Source organism: Stenotrophomonas sp. 01N47, from assembly GCF_056399165.1.
This window is the reverse complement of the sequence record NZ_JBFTQU010000001.1, coordinates 256,781-271,009: the sequence shown is the minus strand read 5'-3', so window position 1 is coordinate 271,009 and position 14,229 is coordinate 256,781. Positions and strand designations below refer to the sequence as shown.

Genomic DNA, 14,229 nt, shown 5'->3' with positions numbered 1-14,229 from the left:
CCACGCTAGTACCCGGTCTGTTAGCGCCCTGCGTACGGCAGTGATGCCGTCGTGATGCGCCTGCTCATGGCTGTTGCAGGGACGCCTGCAGGGCGCTGGCCAACGCGGCGTCACCGGAGACGAGGTCTTCCCAGCGCAGTTCCAGGCCTTTCCGCCGCCCCTTCTCGACCAGCTTCAGTCCGCTCGGGTCCAGGGTCAGCGTATAGGCCTGGCCGGCGATGGTCAGTTCACGGCGCAGCGGTTTGTCGAGAGGTGTCATCGGGGGCTCCTTCGCGTTGAGGCGCGGGCAGGGCGCACTGAAACGTGACGATGATCGCGAACATGCCAGCGCCAAGGAAAATCCACTGCCCGGGTGATGCCGATGCGTGGGCCTACCACCGGATCGTCGGGGGGCCGCGTGCCGTCATCCACGAGGGTGATGCCGTGGCTGGCGGTGACCAGATCGGCGCCGTCAAAGCGCCGGTCCAGGCCGAACGCCTGCGACAGTTTGCCGGGGCCGCTGGCGAGGTCGTGATCGTGGCGGGCAGCTGGCCGCAGCGGGTACATCCGTTCCTGTCCGGCAACCGGCTCTGCCGCGCGCAGCAGTACCGCAACACCCTCGCCGACCTCGCCGCAGACCACATTGCTGCCCCAGTGCATGCCGTAGGTGAAATACACATACAGGTGCCCGGCCTCGCCAAACATGCTGGCGTTGCGTGCGGTCCTGCCGCGATACGAATGCGCAGCGGGATCTTCACTGCCGGCGTAGGCTTCGACTTCGACGATACGCGCTGCACGGCCGTCGCTGCGTACCAGCAGCTTGTTGAGCAGGTCCGGTGCAACCACCGTCGACGGGCGCCGGTAGAAGGTGCGGGGTATCGGTATCCAGGTATCCGGCAGCCAATCCATCATGTCGCGGCAGTGCTCGCTTCCCAAGCCTGCGTCAGTGTGGCGTGGAGCGGGTGAAGCCGCCGCCATCGATTCACTCCGGTTCAGCCAGCGCCGCGCGCCGCGTGGCGAAGACCTCCGGTGTCTGTGGTTTCACGAACAGCGCCACCAGTTCCGGGAACTCCTGCTTCACCGCACCCTCGATGCGGGTGATGCAGGCTTCGATCTGTGGGGTGGTGCGGTCGTCCTCGAATTCGGCGCTGAGCATCGCCACCACCTGGTCCGGGCCCATCTGCATGGTGGTCACGCCGTTGGCACGGCGCAGGTCCGGATCGTTCACGGCCACCGCCATGATGCGCTGGGCAACGGCCGGGTGCGCAGGTTCGCCCACCAGCAGGCCCTTGGTCTCGCGCGCGAGCAGGAACGCGGTCAGCGCCAGCACACCGGCAATGCACAGCGAGGCGACCCCATCCAGCACCGGCATTTCCAGCAGCTGCGCGGCCAGCAACCCGACCAGGGCAAAGCCGAGGCCGAGCAGGGCGGCACTGTCCTCCAGCAACACGGTGAAGGTGGAGGGGTCCTTGCTGCGGCGGAACGCCTCGAAGTATCCCAGTGAGCCCTTGCTGCGGCGGAATTCGCGTAGCGCAACCCACCATGAAGCACCTTCGAACAGGATGGAGATGCCCAGCACGCTGTAGCTGATGGCGTGGTTGGTGGCCGGTTCCGGCTGGCGGATGTGCTGGATGCCCTCATAGGCCGACACCCCGGCGCCGGCGGCAAAGACCAGCAGGGCGACGATGAAGCTCCAGAAGTACAGCTCGCGGCCGTAGCCGAACGGGTGCAGGGTGTCGGGAGCCTTTTCGGCACGGCGCAGGCCGTACAGCAGCAGCACCTCGTTGAGGGTATCGACCAGCGAATGCACGCCTTCGCTGAGCATCGCGGAGCTGCCGGACAGGCCGGCGGCGATGAACTTGGCAACGGCGATGGCGAGGTTGCCGGCCAGCGCGGCGTAGATGACAAGGCGGGAGCCTGAGGGTGCGGCCATGTGCGGGAATGCTGGCAGGTAGCGGGCGCACCATCCTGCGCGGCGGAGCGTCCGCGCAGCGTGTATGCCGAGCGCCCGCGCAGCGCGGTCGGGCCAGTTCAACTGTCGCCGCCGCCCTCAGGCGGACGCAGGATCCAGCCAGCCGAGCGCGCGCGCGCGGCGCAGGTCCTCGGGTGTATCGATATCGCATTCCAGCCCGGCGCCGGAGCAGCGCGCAATGCCCTCGGTCTGCCGCAGCCGCCGGCCAAATCCCCCGTCTGCAGGTTGCAGTCCTGTGCCGGCAAACCAAGTGCCCGGCACCACCGCCGGCACGCCGATGGTGTCGCCCAGTACCGTGGCGGCGCAGCCGGACGGTGCAGCGGTTGCCGCGCCCAGCAGCGCGCGCAGGTGCTCCACGCGCAGCGTCGGTTGATCGCAGATCATCACCAGCACCCTGGCGGCGCTGTACACGTGCGTAGCGGCCAGCGACAGGCTGCCGCCGACGCCAAGTCCAGGGTTGGGATTTCGAAGCCACTGTGCCGGCAGGCCGTGGAGTTCTTCTTCGAAGCGTGGGTGCTGGGGCAGTACCACGACCAGCGTGTCCGGCAAGGTTTCCAGCGCCAGCCGCACGCTGCGTCGCAACAGCGTCTCTCCGCCCGCGCGCAGCAGCTGCTTGGGCTGCCCCAGGCGCTGGCTGCACCCGGCTGCGAGCACCACGGCCGCATGCCCGGTCATGGCGTGGCCAGGGGCGTTCCGTGCCGCCATGCCTGCAGCTGCGCGGCAATGCTCAAGGCAATCGCTTCGGGACCACGTCCGCCCAGGGGCAGGCCGATCGGTGAGCGCAGGCGCGGTTCCAGCGCACGGCGCGTATGGGTATCCAGTACGCTGAAAAGGTCGTCCTTGCGACGGCGTGGCCCCAACAGCCCGATGAAGGGCACGCGCGAGCCTGCCAGCCGTTCGAGCGCGTCACGGTCGAGCTCGAAATTGTGATGCATCACGAGTGCGGCATCGGCCGCGCCGGCGGCAGCTGAAGAAGAATACGAACCAGCGGCAAGGGGCAGGTGCTCGCGCCAGCGGGGTCGCGGTTCCTCAACATGCGCGCACCAGCCCAGATGGTCCAGCAGGGGTAGCAGAAGCGCGGCCTCCGGGCCTGCTCCGTGCACGTGCACGACAGGCGACCGGTGCCACTGCAGCCGCCAGCGGTGGCTGCCGTCCAGCGGCTGCAGGGCGGCCGGGGGCACCGTGCGGGTGAAGGTGAAGCCGGCGCAGCGGGCGTCCAGCCGTCCATCGGCCTGCAGTGCCAGGTGCAGCGTGTGCGGCCCTTGCAGCCACGCATCGAGAAGCTGTTCGATGCCGCCGAGCTGCGGCAACGGAAGCAGTGCCAGCCACTGGCGACCCCGGCATCCGGTGGCATTGCCGGAGAACAGCGCAGCGTCGTCGCGGTTGTCGATCTCCATCCATGCGATGCGCCCGGCATCCACCGCGTTGGCGGCCTGTCGCGCCAGCTCCGGTTCCAGGCAGCCGCCGCTCAGCCAGCCCACCTGTCGACCCGGTTCGAACAGCGCACAGGTGCCCGCGCGGCTGTAGCTGGACCCTTCCGTCTGCAGCACCACTGCCAACGCAGCCGCGCGGCCGGTACGCGCCGCGTCGGCTGCGGCCTGCAGCACCGGGCGCGGGTTGCCGCCGTCCAGATCCAACGGGGCAGGGTGCAGCGCACTGGTCATGCGATGTCCGGCAGGCCGGCGAGCAGCTTGTCCAGGGTCAGCGGATAGTCGCGCACGCGGATTCCGGTCGCGTTGTACACCGCGTTGGCCACTGCCGCGCTTACGCCGCACAGGCCCAGCTCGCCAACGCCCTTGGCCTTCATCGGCGACGACACCGCATCGCTTTCATCGAGGAACACCACCTCCTGGTGCGGCACGTCGGCATGTACGGGTACTTCGTAGCCGGCCAGGTCGTGATTGACGAAGAACCCCAGCCGCCGATCCACCACCAGTTCCTCCGACAGCGCTGCGCCGATGCCCATCGTCATCGCGCCGATCACCTGGCTGCGCGCGGTTTTCGGGTTGAGGATGCGGCCGGCTTCGCACACGGCCAGCATGCGGCGGATCCGGCTTTCGCCCGAGGCCACATCCACGCCCACCTCGACGAAATGCGCGGCGAAGGTGGACTGCTGGTACTTCTCCTGCAGCGTGTCGAACTCGATGCTGTCTTCGGCCACCAGCTCGCCGGCCTGAGCGGCATCGGCAAGGGCGCGGCTGCGGCCCCCTGCGGTCACCTTGCCGGCTTCGAACTGCGCTGCCGCCGGGTCCATTCCCAGCGCCTGCGCGACCTTCGTACGCAGTGCCATGCATGCGGCGTAGACGCCCGCGGTGGAGCTGTTGGCGCCCCACTGGCCACCGGAGCCGGCAGCCACGGGATAACGGGAATCGCCCAGCTTGACCGTGACCTGCTGCAACGGAACGCCGAGCATTTCCGCGGCCGTCTGGCCGATGATGGTGTAGCTGCCGGTGCCGATGTCGGTCATGTCGGTTTCCACGGTGACCTGGCCATCAGCGGCCAGGCGGACGCGTGCGCCGGATTTCATCACCAGGTTGTTGCGGAAGCCTGCGGCCACGCCCATGCCGACCAGCCAGCGTCCATCGCGCACGGCGCCCGGGGTGGCGCTGCGCCGCTGCCAGCCGAACCGTTCGGCGCCCGTGCGCAGGCACTGCACCAGCTGCCGCTGTGAAAAGGGGCGCTCGGGATTGGACGGGTCGACCTGGGTGTCGTTGCGGATACGGAATTCGATCGGGTCCAGGCCGAGCTTGATGGCCATTTCGTCCATGGCGATTTCCAGCGCCATCAGTCCCGGCGTTTCGCCCGGCGCGCGCATGGCATTGCCCTCGGGCAGGTCGAGGGTGGCCAGGCGCAGTGCGGCCAAGCGGTTGGGCCCCGCATACAGCAAGCGGGTCTGCTGCACCGCTTCCTCCGGCGAGCCCCCTGGCAGGTTGCCCGACCATGATTCGTGACCGATGGCGGTCAGGCTTCCCTCCGGCGTTGCGCCCAGCCGGATGCGCTGCAGCGTGGCCGGGCGGTGCGTGGTGTTGTTGGCGATCAGCGGCCGCTGCAGGGCCACTTTCACCGGCCGCTTGGCAGCGCGTGCGGCGAGCGCGGCCAGCAGCGCATCGGAGCGCAGGAACAGCTTTCCGCCAAAGCCGCCGCCGATGTAGGGCGACACCAGCCGTACCTTGTCCTTGGCGATGCCCAGGGTGCGGGCCAGATCGGTGCGGCCCCAGTCGATCATCTGGTTGGAGGTCCACACCGTCAGCTGGTCGCCTTCCCAGGCGGCCATCGTCGCGTGCGGCTCCATCATTGCGTGCGACTGGTCCGGGGTGTGGTAGGTCGCATCGAGCGTAACCGCCGCCTGGCTGAAGGCCTTCTCGAAATCGCCGACGCGCGCATCGGGCTCCGGCGTCTGCAGGGAAGCGCCTGCCTGCTTGGCCTCCGCTAGATCGAAGTGGCCGCGCTGCGGGGCATAGCGGATGCGGATCTGTCCGGCCGCAGCCCGGGCCTGTTCGAACGTTTCGGCCACCACCACCACCAGTGCCTGGTGATAGTGGTGCACCTTCGGACCACCCAGCAGCGGCGCCGCGTTGCGCTTGACCGGATGCAGCGGCCCGGCGGTGTCGGCGGTGACGATGGCCAGAACGCCGGGCGAGCGCCGCGCTGCGTCCAGCTCCATGCGGGTCACGGTGCCGGTGGCAATGCCCGCCCCGACCACCACGCCATAGGCGGGGGCGGACGGGGTGGCGTCATGCCATTCGTGTGCGTAGGTGGCCTTGCCGGTGACCTTCAACGGGCCGTCGATGCGATCGTGCGGCTTGCCGATGACGGTCTGCGCATCGATCGGATTGCGACCTGCAGGGGTGTCGAATTTCATGCCTCGGCCCTCACGTCCTGCAGGATGGAAGCCAATGTGCGTTCGGCCAGCGCCAGTTTGAAGGCGTTCTGTGCGGTGGGCGCAGCACCCTGCAGCAGCACCGACATCACGGCGGCGGCGCCCTGCGGCAGGGCCGCATCGGCCGCAGCGCTGTGCCACGGCTTGTGCGCGACACCGCCAAGGGCGATCCGGCCGCTGCCATCGGGCCGCAGGATCGCCGCCACCGACACCAGGGCGAACGCATACGATGCGCGGTCGCGTACCTTGCGGTACACGTGCACGCCCCCCGGGGGCGGCGGCAGGATCACGGCGGCGATCAGCTCGCCCTTGTCCAGCATGGTGTCGATATGCGGCGTACGGCCAGGAGCGCGATACAGGGCGTCCAGCGCGATGTTCCGGCGCGATCCGGCGGCGCGGACGGTCTCCACCGATGCATCCAGCGCCATCATCGCCACCGCCATGTCGCTGGGATGGGTGGCGATGCAGTGCTCGCTGGCACCGATCACGGCCAATTGCCGGCTGAAACCTTCGCGCGCGCCGCAGCCACTGCCGGGCAGCCGCTTGTTGCAGGGCTGTGCGGTGTCGTAGAAATAGGGGCAGCGTGTGCGTTGCAGCAGGTTGCCGGCGGTGGTGGCCTTGTTGCGCAGTTGACCCGATGCGCCGGACACCAGTGCGCGGGTCAGCACCGCATAGTCGCGCCGGATGCGCCGGTCGGCCGCCAGATCGGTATTGCGTACCAGCGCGCCGACGCGCAGGCCTCCCTCGCTGGTGGGCTCGATGGTGTCCAGATCCAGCCCGTTGACGTCGATCAGGTGGGCGGGCGTCTCGATCTCCAGCTTCATCAGGTCCAGCAGGTTGGTGCCGCCGGCAATGAACCGAGCGCCCTGGGTACGCGCCGCTGCCGCTGCCGCCTCGGCGGGAGACCGGGCGCGCTCGTAGCTGAAAGCTCTCATGCGCTGGCCTCCCCGACGTCCTGGATGGCCTCGATGATGTTGGAATAGGCGCCGCACCGGCAGATATTGCCGCTCATGCGCTCGCGCAGTTCTTCGGCGGTGAAGGCGCTGGGCGCGTCCAACGCTGCGCTGACGTGGCTCGGTATGCCGGCCTTGATTTCCTGCAACACGGCGACGGCCGAGCAGATCTGCCCCGGGGTGCAGTAGCCGCACTGGAAACCGTCATGCTTGACGAAGGCCGCCTGCATCGCGTGCAGCCGGTCTGGCGTGCCGAGGCCTTCGATGGTGGTGATCTTCGCGCCCTGGTGCATCACCGCCAGCGTCAGGCAGGCATTGATGCGCCGGCCGTCCACCAGCACCGTGCAGGCACCGCACTGGCCGTGGTCGCAGCCCTTCTTGCTGCCGGTCAGGTGCAGGTGCTCACGCAGGGCGTCGAGCAGGGTGACGCGGGTGTCCAGCCGCAGCGATCGCGCTGTTCCGTTCACCTCGAAGTCCACCTGCATCAGTTCCGGTGCCCGTGCACCTGTCCGGTCCGGCTCCGCCGCAGCGACCACGGCAGGCAGGGCCATGGTGGTGGCCGATCCCGCGCTCAACTTCAGCAGTTCCCGGCGCGAAAGGGGAAGGTGTGACGGTGGGCTCATCGTGGCTCCTCGCTGGCTGCGGCAGGCTGGCTGGCGGATTCAATGCCGGGACAGCATGGCCGTGCCGCGGTAGGCATGCGGTGAAGCATGACCCGGTCGCGCATTCATCCGCTGCCGGCTGCGGCGCAACCTGCGTGGCGGCCTTCAGCCATCGCCGGCCAGCGCGATCCTTACCCGCGAGGCCAGTTCGCCGATGGTGAACGGTTTGCCGATCAAGTGAACCTGCGCATCCAGCACGTTGTTGTCGACCAGCGCGTTGCGGCTGTTGCCGGTGGCGAACAGCACCTTCAGCTGCGGATGGCGCGCGCGTGCCTGCTCGGCCAGCTGCCGCCCATTGACCTCGGGCATCACCACGTCGGTAAACAACAGCGCGATCTCCGGATGGGCCTGCAGCAGCGCCAAGGCGCCGGCGGCGCCATCTGCGGCCAGTACCCGATAGCCGAGTTCAGTGAGGGCATCGACCGAGAACGCGCGGACGGCCGCATCATCGTCCACGACGAGAATGTGCTCGCGCCCACCGTGCAGGGTCGGCGCATCGTCATCCGATGCGGCAGCGGGCATGTCGACGTCGGCCAGCAGCCGCGGCAGGTAGACCTGCACCCGCGTCCCTTTGCCGGGCGCGGAATCGAGTTTCACATGCCCGGCCGATTGCTGGACGAAGCCATACACCTGCGACAGCCCGAGCCCGGTACCCTGGCCGACCTGCTTGGTGGTGAAGAACGGATCGAACGCGCGCGCCATCACCTCCGGCGTCATCCCGTTGCCGTCGTCGGTCACCGCGATCACGACGTAGTCGCCTGCAGGCACGCCGGCATGCGCCGATGCGGTGTCGAGGTCGACGCGCTGGTTGCGGGTCTCGATCTTCAATCGGCCGCCGGAGGGCATCGCATCGCGCGCGTTGACCGCCAGGTTCAGGACCACGTTCTCCAGCTGGTTGGCGTCGGCATGGGTCCACCACAGGCCCGCGCCGAGTGCGGTTTCAAGGATGATGCTGCTGCCAAGGGAATGCACCAGCAGGTCGGTCATGCCGGCCACCAGGCGGTTGGCATCCATCGCCACCGGCTGCAGCGGCTGCTGGCGCGAGAACGCAAGCAGGCGCTGGGTCAGCTGGGCGGCGCGCTGCGCGCCATCAAGGGCCATTTCAATGTACCGGCTGGCGCGCGCGTCGCTGTCGCCGAGGCGCAGCGTCAGCAGGTCGAGCGGCCCGATCACCGTCGCCAGCATGTTGTTGAAGTCATGGGCGATACCTCCGGTCAGCTGGCCCACCGCCTCCATCTTGCGGCTCTGCCGAAGCGCCTCTTCCACCCGCAGGCGCTCGGCGACTTCGGCCCGAACACGCGCCTCCAGCTGCCCGTTCAGCTCCTGCAGGCGCGCGTCGGCGGCCTTCCGCGCGGTGATGTCGATGGCCACGCCCAGCACGCGCACGCACCTGCCGAACTCGAAGATGCCGCGGCCCTTGGCGGCGACCCAGCGGACGATGCCATCCTCCTTGCCGACGGTGCGGTACTCCACGTCATAGGTCTCGCGCCGCTCGGGATCGCAGGCGGCGGCGAACGCGGCCAGGGTTGCCGCGCGGTCATCCGGGTGCAGTCCGGCACGGAAGTCGTCCATGGTCACCGGCGCACCGGCGGAGATGCCGAACATGGCCTTGGTGCGCGCCGGCCAGATCAGCACGTCCTGCACCATGTCCACGTCCCAGAACCCTTGCTCGCCTGCTTCGGTGGCCAGCCGCAGGCGCTCTTCGCTGTCGGCCAGCGCCGCTTCGGCGGCCTTCCGGCCGGTGAGATCCAGCATGGCCCCGATCATCCGCAGCGGGGTGCCATCGGCGTCGCGCAGGACCGTTCCGCGATCCAGCACCGACGCATAACTGCCATCCGCGCGCTGGAAACGGTACTCGTCCGTCCAGCCGCTGCCGTTCCCGTCTATCACGGCGTGGATGCCGTGATCGATACGCGCGCGGTCATCGGGGTGGATGTGCTGCAGCCACCATTGCGCGGTCGTGTTCTTCTCCGTGTGGCCGAACAGGCTGGCCAGCGCTTCGTTCCAGATCACCTGGCCATCGGCGATGCGCCAATCCCAGATGGCATCGTTGGTGGCCTGTGCGGCCAGCCGGTAGCGTTCTTCGATATCGCGACGCTCGGCTTCGGCGGCCTTGCGGTCGGTGATGTCCAGCGACGTACCGACCAGGCCGATCACGGCGCCATCGGCGTCGCGCAGCGGCGATTTGGTCGACAGCCACCAGGCCCGGCGACCATCGGGGAAGCTCACTTCCTCCTCCAGCTGCTCGCTGTTGCCGCTGGACATGATGCGCTCGTCGGTCGCCATCACCGACGCCGCTTGGGCGGGGTCGCCCAACAGCTCGGCATCGGTGCGCCCGATATATTCTCCCGGCGGCAGGCCGATCAGCTCGGTGGTGCCGTGGTTGCCGATCAGCAGCCGGCCTTGCCGGTCCTTGGCATACATCACGCCCGGTGCCGCCTCCACGAACGAGCGCAGCAGCGCCTGCGCCTGGTCGCGCTCGGCCTCGACGCGCAGGCGCTCATCGATGTCGATCAGCACGCCCGGGAAACCCAGCGCGCGGCCCTGGGTATCCAGATCGACCCTGCCGATGCTTTCCAGCCAGTGGTAGCTGCCATCGGTGGCGCGCGCGCGGTACTGGTGGGCAAAGCGCCCGCCCGCCTGCACGGTCTGCTCAATCGCCGCCGACAGCGCGGGCAGGTCCTCGGGATGCACGGCGCCCAGTACGTCCTGCAGGTGCAGTTTCCGCTGCGCCATTGCCGGATCCAGGCCGAAGGCGCGGGCCAGGGCTTCATCGACCGTGAGCTGGTCGGCCTGGACGTCCCAGAACCAGGTGCCGACGATGGCCCCGGCGGCCAGTGCCATGTTGACGCTGTCGGTGGCCCGGCTGTCGCGGGTGGCAAATGAGGGCAGGGACGTCACGTTGATCTCGAGCGGGAGGAGGGGTGCTGCGCCAGCGTGGCGGGATCAGCACGGGCGAAGGGGCGCAAGTCTAGGCAGCGCCGCGTCACGGCTGCGTGGTGCCGGTGCCCGACGGGGCGCAGGCTACACTGCGGCTCCCATCCCGGCAGGGAACATCGATGTCCGCAGCAGAAGCCGGCGAGGCCTTTCGCCAGAGAGCGCTGCATGAGTGTGCCGCGATCGCTGCGGCGTTGTCGTCGGCATCCGACCCGCACCCGGCCATCCATTCCGCGCGCAAGGCCATCCGCCGATTGCGGTCCCTGTTGGCGCTGCTGGAGCACGCAGCGCTGGACGTCGAGGCTGCCGACCTGGGATTGAAGCGCCTGAGCGATGGCCTGTCCCGCCTCCGTGATGTGCATGTGGTGGTCGAGGTCGCCCGGCAACTGCAGGAGCGGGTTGCCGATCCGCGATGGAAAGGCGTCATCCGGATGCTGGTCCTGCGTCGTGAGGGGCTGCTGCAGGCGACCCTGCAGCGTGACCCGGGGTTTGCACGCCGCCTGCGTGTCCTGGCAGCGGTGCAGCAGCAGTTGGCGGTTCAACCCTGGCATCAGCTGCGGCGTGGCCCGCTGCGCCAGAATCTTGAGCGTAGCTGGCGCCGCGTGGACAAGGCTGCCGCACGGGCGAAACGCGACGGCGGTGCCGCGGCGGTCCACCGCTGGCGCCGACGCGTGCGCAGGCTGCGCATGCAACTGGATATCGCCTGCGACCTGCAGCTGCACGTGCCGCACAGCAGGTCGCTGCACGCCTCGGGGCATCGTTACAAGGCGCTGCATCGGCTCAGCGACGAGCTTGGCCGGCAGCAGGACCTGCGGCTGCTGCGCAACCTGGTGCGGGCGATGCCTGCCAGTGACGGCAAGCGCTCAGTGATGCAGCAGATCAACGGAGAGGTGGCGCCGGACTGAATCGAGGGGCGTCGGGACGTACGGCCACCTGACGTCCCGGTTTGCTTCGGAGGCTGGGATGGCCCCAGCCCCCGAAGCGCTGGCGGAGCGTTCAATCGTCTCCGCTGCTCACCCGCGCCACCCGCTTTCGATACTCATACACGTTGTCGCCGCGGATCCGCTTTTCCTGCGTGCCCGAGATCGAATCGACCCGGCGATCCGAGCCGGTCACCGGCTTGGCATCGATCTCGGTCTCGTGCTCGAACGAATGCGATTTGTCGGTATTGCGGTAGAAGCGGTACAGCGCCCAGTACAGCGCAGTTGCGCCGGCCGGGCCTGCGGCCAACAACCAAAGACCACTGTCATCACTCATGTGCTGGCCACCAGGAAGGCAATTGCGAGGGCTTCGATGATCGTACCTGCGGTCAGCGCCGCCAGCAGCATCTTCCACTGCTGCACCGGCACGCTGCCCATGGTTTCACCGGTCCGGCCGTTCACCGCGATGTAGTGCAGCATGCCGCCGTTCTTGCCGGGCTGGTGGTACGAATACAGCCACACCGGCAGGTACATGGCCACCCAGCGGGTGCCGTGCACTTCCAGTTGCTCCTGTTCCCAGCGCACGCCACGGTCGTAACGGCGCACCGTGCCTTCCACCTGCGCGCGGGCGATCGACAGCAGCTGGTCTTCCAGGCGCGGCCGCAGCTTTTCGACGTCCAGGTTGCGCTTTTCCGAAGTGAACCCGGCCAGGTACGAGGCGTTCCACTTCACCGCGTTCTTGGTGTCGAACGGCAGAATCGTGTTGATGATGTTGTTGGTGTTGGCGCGCGTGTCCAGGTTGCCGCGCTCGGCAGAGGATTCCAGCGGCAGGTCGTCCACGGTGAAATCGACCTGGCGTTCCACCTGGTAGATATCCGCGTCGTAGTAGGTCTGCTTGTTCTTCTCGGTGCCACGGGTGTACTCGCGGGTCTTGATCTCACCCTTGCCAGCCACCGCTGCGCTGACATTGCCGTCGACGATCATGTAGGGCAGGTACACGCCCACCACGTTTTCCGGGGTGTACTGTTCCTTGAACGCCTTGAGCGCGAACATCCGGCGCTTGTCGACGAACTGGCGGATGCGCGCGACCGCATCCTCCTTCTTGATATGGAACGGCAGCACGGCGTCGGGCACCGCGCCGTTGGCGATCTGTTCGTTCACGCCGAACACATGCCGGCACCAGTGGCAGCGCGCCGTCATCGTGCTTTCGGTGTTGACCGTGACTTCGGCGCCGCAACCGGTGCACTTGAAGGTCATCAGCGCCGAGGTGTCGGCATCGATATCGCGTGCGCCCGATGCGATGACGGTGCCACGCAACTGGTCGATGGCTTCACCCAGCCCGAATTCCTCCTCCACCCGCGCGCCATGCCATTCGTGACGGCAGTACAGGCAGACCAGGATGTCGGTGCCCAGTTTGGGCCTGATGTCGGTGGCGCCGCACTTGGGGCAGCGGTTGAGGCCGTCTTTCAGTTCGGCCGCAGCGGTGTCGATGGCGACCGGGTCGGGCGCCTCGACTTCGTTGCGGATGGCCTCAGGCAGCTTGGAGGTATCCAGCGGGAAGCTGCCGGGCAGGGGAGGAACATCCTGCGGCGAACCGGGGCCGTCCAGCACCGCCGCCGGCAGGGGCGGGGGTGCTGAAGCGGATCGGGGCAGCGGCGGAGGCGTGTTTCTGGGATCGGACATGGTGGTTGCGCGTCCTGCGTCTTCTTACAGTCCCAGCGCCTTGGCCTTCAGCGCGTCGTAGTCGGTCTGGGTGATCAGGCCCAGGTCGAGCATTTCCTTGGCCTTCTTCAGCTTGGCTACCGGGTCGTCGGCGGCAGGGGCGACCGGGGTTGCCGGCTGCTGCAGGTTGCCCGCGCCGAACATGCCCGACGCCATGCCCACGCCGACAAGGCCGGCGGCACCGCCGTTCTCACCGGCGGACTGGATGCCCTGGGCGACGCTGGCCTGCAGGTTGGAATTGCCACGCGAGCCGGACAGCGCATCGGCGCGCTGCACGGTCTTCAGCAGTTCGCGGGTGTTGGCGTCGTACTCGATCGAGACGATGGCGGTCTTGACGATGGCCAGGCCACGATCGGACTTCCACTGGTAGCCCTGTTCGACGGCGGCCGACAGGCTCTGCGCAAAGCCCAGCGAATCCTGCTGCAGCTTGGTGATGCGGTTGCCCTTGCCCGGATCGTTGGTGTACAGGCTGAACGCCGGCGCCAGCGAACCCACCACTTCATTGAACAGCTGGCTGGCAGCAGCATTGTCCAGGTCGGTGAAGTCGAACACCTGGCCCGGCCGCAGGTAGCTGGCCGGCACGAAGTTCTTCACGAACAGGATCGGGTCCACGATCTTCAGCGTGTACGAACCACGAGTGACCGCGCCGACCTGGGTGTTGAGGAAACCGTCGTCCCAGTAGATTTCCGACTGGGTGCCGAAGCGGTTGTCCGGCAGTTCCTTCAGCGAAACGAAGAAGGCAGCCTGCTGCGAGCCCGGCTGGCCGCCGAACTTGAAGCGCTCCCAGCTCTGCTTGATGAAGGTGCTGACCAGGCCGTCGCCGGCGAAGATCGACTGCGAGTTCAGATCGTCCGAGCGCCACTCGTAGCCACCCGGCTCGGCCACGAAGGCAGTGATCGCGCCATCCTGGAACAGCAGCAGGCCGTAGCCCTCGGGCACGACGATCTTCGAACCGTTGCTGATGATGTTGGAGGAGCCGCTGGTATTCGAACCGCGCCCGGCATTGGTGCCCTGCGGCACCGCCGCGAACAGGGCTGCCGTGGACGGCAGGCCGGTCGGCACGGTGTAGAAGTCCTTCCACTGGTCGGCCAGCACACCGCCGACTGCACCCTTCACCGCTTGTACCAGACCCATGACCCACTCCCTGTAGTTGCCGGACAGGCACCACGCCTGTCGTGCTCGGCTGACTATAGAGGAGGCGGGC

13 protein-coding genes are annotated in these 14,229 nt (G+C 68.0%); 1 reads left to right on the top strand and 12 read right to left on the bottom strand.

All coding sequences use genetic code 11. From position 1 onward, the window contains the following. Positions 1–64: 64 nt before the first annotated feature. The 9 genes from AC1DKR_RS01205 to AC1DKR_RS01165 all read right to left on the bottom strand — a co-directional run bounded on the left by AC1DKR_RS01205 (position 65) and on the right by AC1DKR_RS01165 (position 10,347). Positions 65–259 carry a hypothetical protein gene (locus tag AC1DKR_RS01205; protein ID WP_025874451.1) on the bottom strand — a complete coding sequence of 65 codons (195 nt, stop codon included), beginning with the start codon at positions 257–259 and terminating at the stop codon, positions 65–67. Further along, the gene (locus AC1DKR_RS01200) at positions 256–891 is read right to left on the bottom strand and encodes a DNA-3-methyladenine glycosylase (protein ID WP_312109768.1); all 636 of its coding nucleotides are present in this window, start codon (positions 889–891) and stop codon (positions 256–258) included. The genes AC1DKR_RS01205 and AC1DKR_RS01200 overlap by 4 nt, the downstream gene beginning before the upstream one ends. A gap of 70 nt (positions 892–961) precedes the next feature. After that, positions 962–1,912, bottom strand: coding sequence for a cation diffusion facilitator family transporter (locus tag AC1DKR_RS01195; RefSeq protein ID WP_478030532.1), 951 nt, complete (start codon positions 1,910–1,912; stop codon positions 962–964). Between the two features lie 117 nt (positions 1,913–2,029). Continuing rightward, entirely contained in the window at positions 2,030–2,626 is a 597-nt protein-coding gene (locus AC1DKR_RS01190; protein WP_478030530.1) for a nucleotidyltransferase family protein, read from the bottom strand. Continuing rightward, positions 2,623–3,615, bottom strand: a complete 993-nt coding sequence (locus tag AC1DKR_RS01185) for an XdhC family protein (RefSeq protein WP_478030528.1) — start codon at positions 3,613–3,615, stop codon at positions 2,623–2,625. Before AC1DKR_RS01185 ends, AC1DKR_RS01190 begins: the two co-directional genes overlap by 4 nt. Continuing rightward, complete coding sequence (paoC, locus tag AC1DKR_RS01180) at positions 3,612–5,813, bottom strand: aldehyde oxidoreductase molybdenum-binding subunit PaoC (protein WP_478030526.1); 2,202 nt, start codon at positions 5,811–5,813, stop codon at positions 3,612–3,614. The genes AC1DKR_RS01185 and paoC overlap by 4 nt, the downstream gene beginning before the upstream one ends. Beyond that, positions 5,810–6,766, bottom strand: a complete 957-nt coding sequence (locus AC1DKR_RS01175; RefSeq protein WP_478030523.1) for an FAD binding domain-containing protein — start codon at positions 6,764–6,766, stop codon at positions 5,810–5,812. Before AC1DKR_RS01175 ends, paoC begins: the two co-directional genes overlap by 4 nt. Then, entirely contained in the window at positions 6,763–7,407 is a 645-nt protein-coding gene (gene paoA, locus AC1DKR_RS01170; RefSeq protein ID WP_032974655.1) for an aldehyde dehydrogenase iron-sulfur subunit PaoA, read from the bottom strand. Before paoA ends, AC1DKR_RS01175 begins: the two co-directional genes overlap by 4 nt. Before the next feature lie 144 nt (positions 7,408–7,551). Beyond that, a complete protein-coding gene (locus tag AC1DKR_RS01165; protein ID WP_478030519.1) occupies positions 7,552–10,347 on the bottom strand; it encodes a PAS domain-containing hybrid sensor histidine kinase/response regulator in 2,796 nt (931 codons plus the stop codon). Positions 10,348–10,505: 158 nt separating this feature from the next. On the opposite strand from AC1DKR_RS01165, the gene AC1DKR_RS01160 reads away from it, so the two are divergent. Further along, the gene (locus tag AC1DKR_RS01160; protein ID WP_478030517.1) at positions 10,506–11,288 is read left to right on the top strand and encodes a CHAD domain-containing protein; all 783 of its coding nucleotides are present in this window, start codon (positions 10,506–10,508) and stop codon (positions 11,286–11,288) included. A 91-nt stretch (positions 11,289–11,379) separates the two neighbouring features. Here the strand turns inward: AC1DKR_RS01160 and AC1DKR_RS01155 are convergent, their stop codons facing one another. From AC1DKR_RS01155 to AC1DKR_RS01145, 3 genes are read right to left on the bottom strand one after another with little or no spacing between them, the layout of a single operon-like run. Then, positions 11,380–11,640, bottom strand: coding sequence for a hypothetical protein (locus tag AC1DKR_RS01155; protein ID WP_025874461.1), 261 nt, complete (start codon positions 11,638–11,640; stop codon positions 11,380–11,382). Further along, positions 11,637–12,986, bottom strand: a complete 1,350-nt coding sequence (locus AC1DKR_RS01150; protein WP_478030515.1) for a TFIIB-type zinc ribbon-containing protein — start codon at positions 12,984–12,986, stop codon at positions 11,637–11,639. Before AC1DKR_RS01150 ends, AC1DKR_RS01155 begins: the two co-directional genes overlap by 4 nt. A gap of 24 nt (positions 12,987–13,010) precedes the next feature. Beyond that, on the bottom strand, positions 13,011–14,159 hold the full coding sequence (locus AC1DKR_RS01145) for an SPFH domain-containing protein (protein WP_442243623.1): 1,149 nt from the start codon (positions 14,157–14,159) through the stop codon (positions 13,011–13,013). Between the last annotated feature and the right edge of the window lie 70 nt (positions 14,160–14,229).

Excerpts from the sequence above, each read along its gene's own strand:
- AC1DKR_RS01190 (WP_478030530.1), bottom strand. The coding sequence starts at position 2,626 with ATGACCGGGCATGCGGCCGTGGTGCTCGCAGCCGGGTGCAGCCAGCGC.
- paoC (WP_478030526.1), bottom strand. The coding sequence starts at position 5,813 with ATGAAATTCGACACCCCTGCAGGTCGCAATCCGATCGATGCGCAGACC.
- AC1DKR_RS01205 (WP_025874451.1), bottom strand. The coding sequence starts at position 259 with ATGACACCTCTCGACAAACCGCTGCGCCGTGAACTGACCATCGCCGGC.
- AC1DKR_RS01145 (WP_442243623.1), bottom strand. The coding sequence starts at position 14,159 with ATGGGTCTGGTACAAGCGGTGAAGGGTGCAGTCGGCGGTGTGCTGGCC.
- AC1DKR_RS01150 (WP_478030515.1), bottom strand. The coding sequence starts at position 12,986 with ATGTCCGATCCCAGAAACACGCCTCCGCCGCTGCCCCGATCCGCTTCA.
- AC1DKR_RS01195 (WP_478030532.1), bottom strand. The coding sequence starts at position 1,912 with ATGGCCGCACCCTCAGGCTCCCGCCTTGTCATCTACGCCGCGCTGGCC.
- AC1DKR_RS01160 (WP_478030517.1), top strand. The coding sequence starts at position 10,506 with ATGTCCGCAGCAGAAGCCGGCGAGGCCTTTCGCCAGAGAGCGCTGCAT.
- AC1DKR_RS01185 (WP_478030528.1), bottom strand. The coding sequence starts at position 3,615 with ATGACCAGTGCGCTGCACCCTGCCCCGTTGGATCTGGACGGCGGCAAC.
- AC1DKR_RS01175 (WP_478030523.1), bottom strand. The coding sequence starts at position 6,766 with ATGAGAGCTTTCAGCTACGAGCGCGCCCGGTCTCCCGCCGAGGCGGCA.
- paoA (WP_032974655.1), bottom strand. The coding sequence starts at position 7,407 with ATGAGCCCACCGTCACACCTTCCCCTTTCGCGCCGGGAACTGCTGAAG.
- AC1DKR_RS01155 (WP_025874461.1), bottom strand. The coding sequence starts at position 11,640 with ATGAGTGATGACAGTGGTCTTTGGTTGTTGGCCGCAGGCCCGGCCGGC.
- AC1DKR_RS01200 (WP_312109768.1), bottom strand. The coding sequence starts at position 891 with ATGATGGATTGGCTGCCGGATACCTGGATACCGATACCCCGCACCTTC.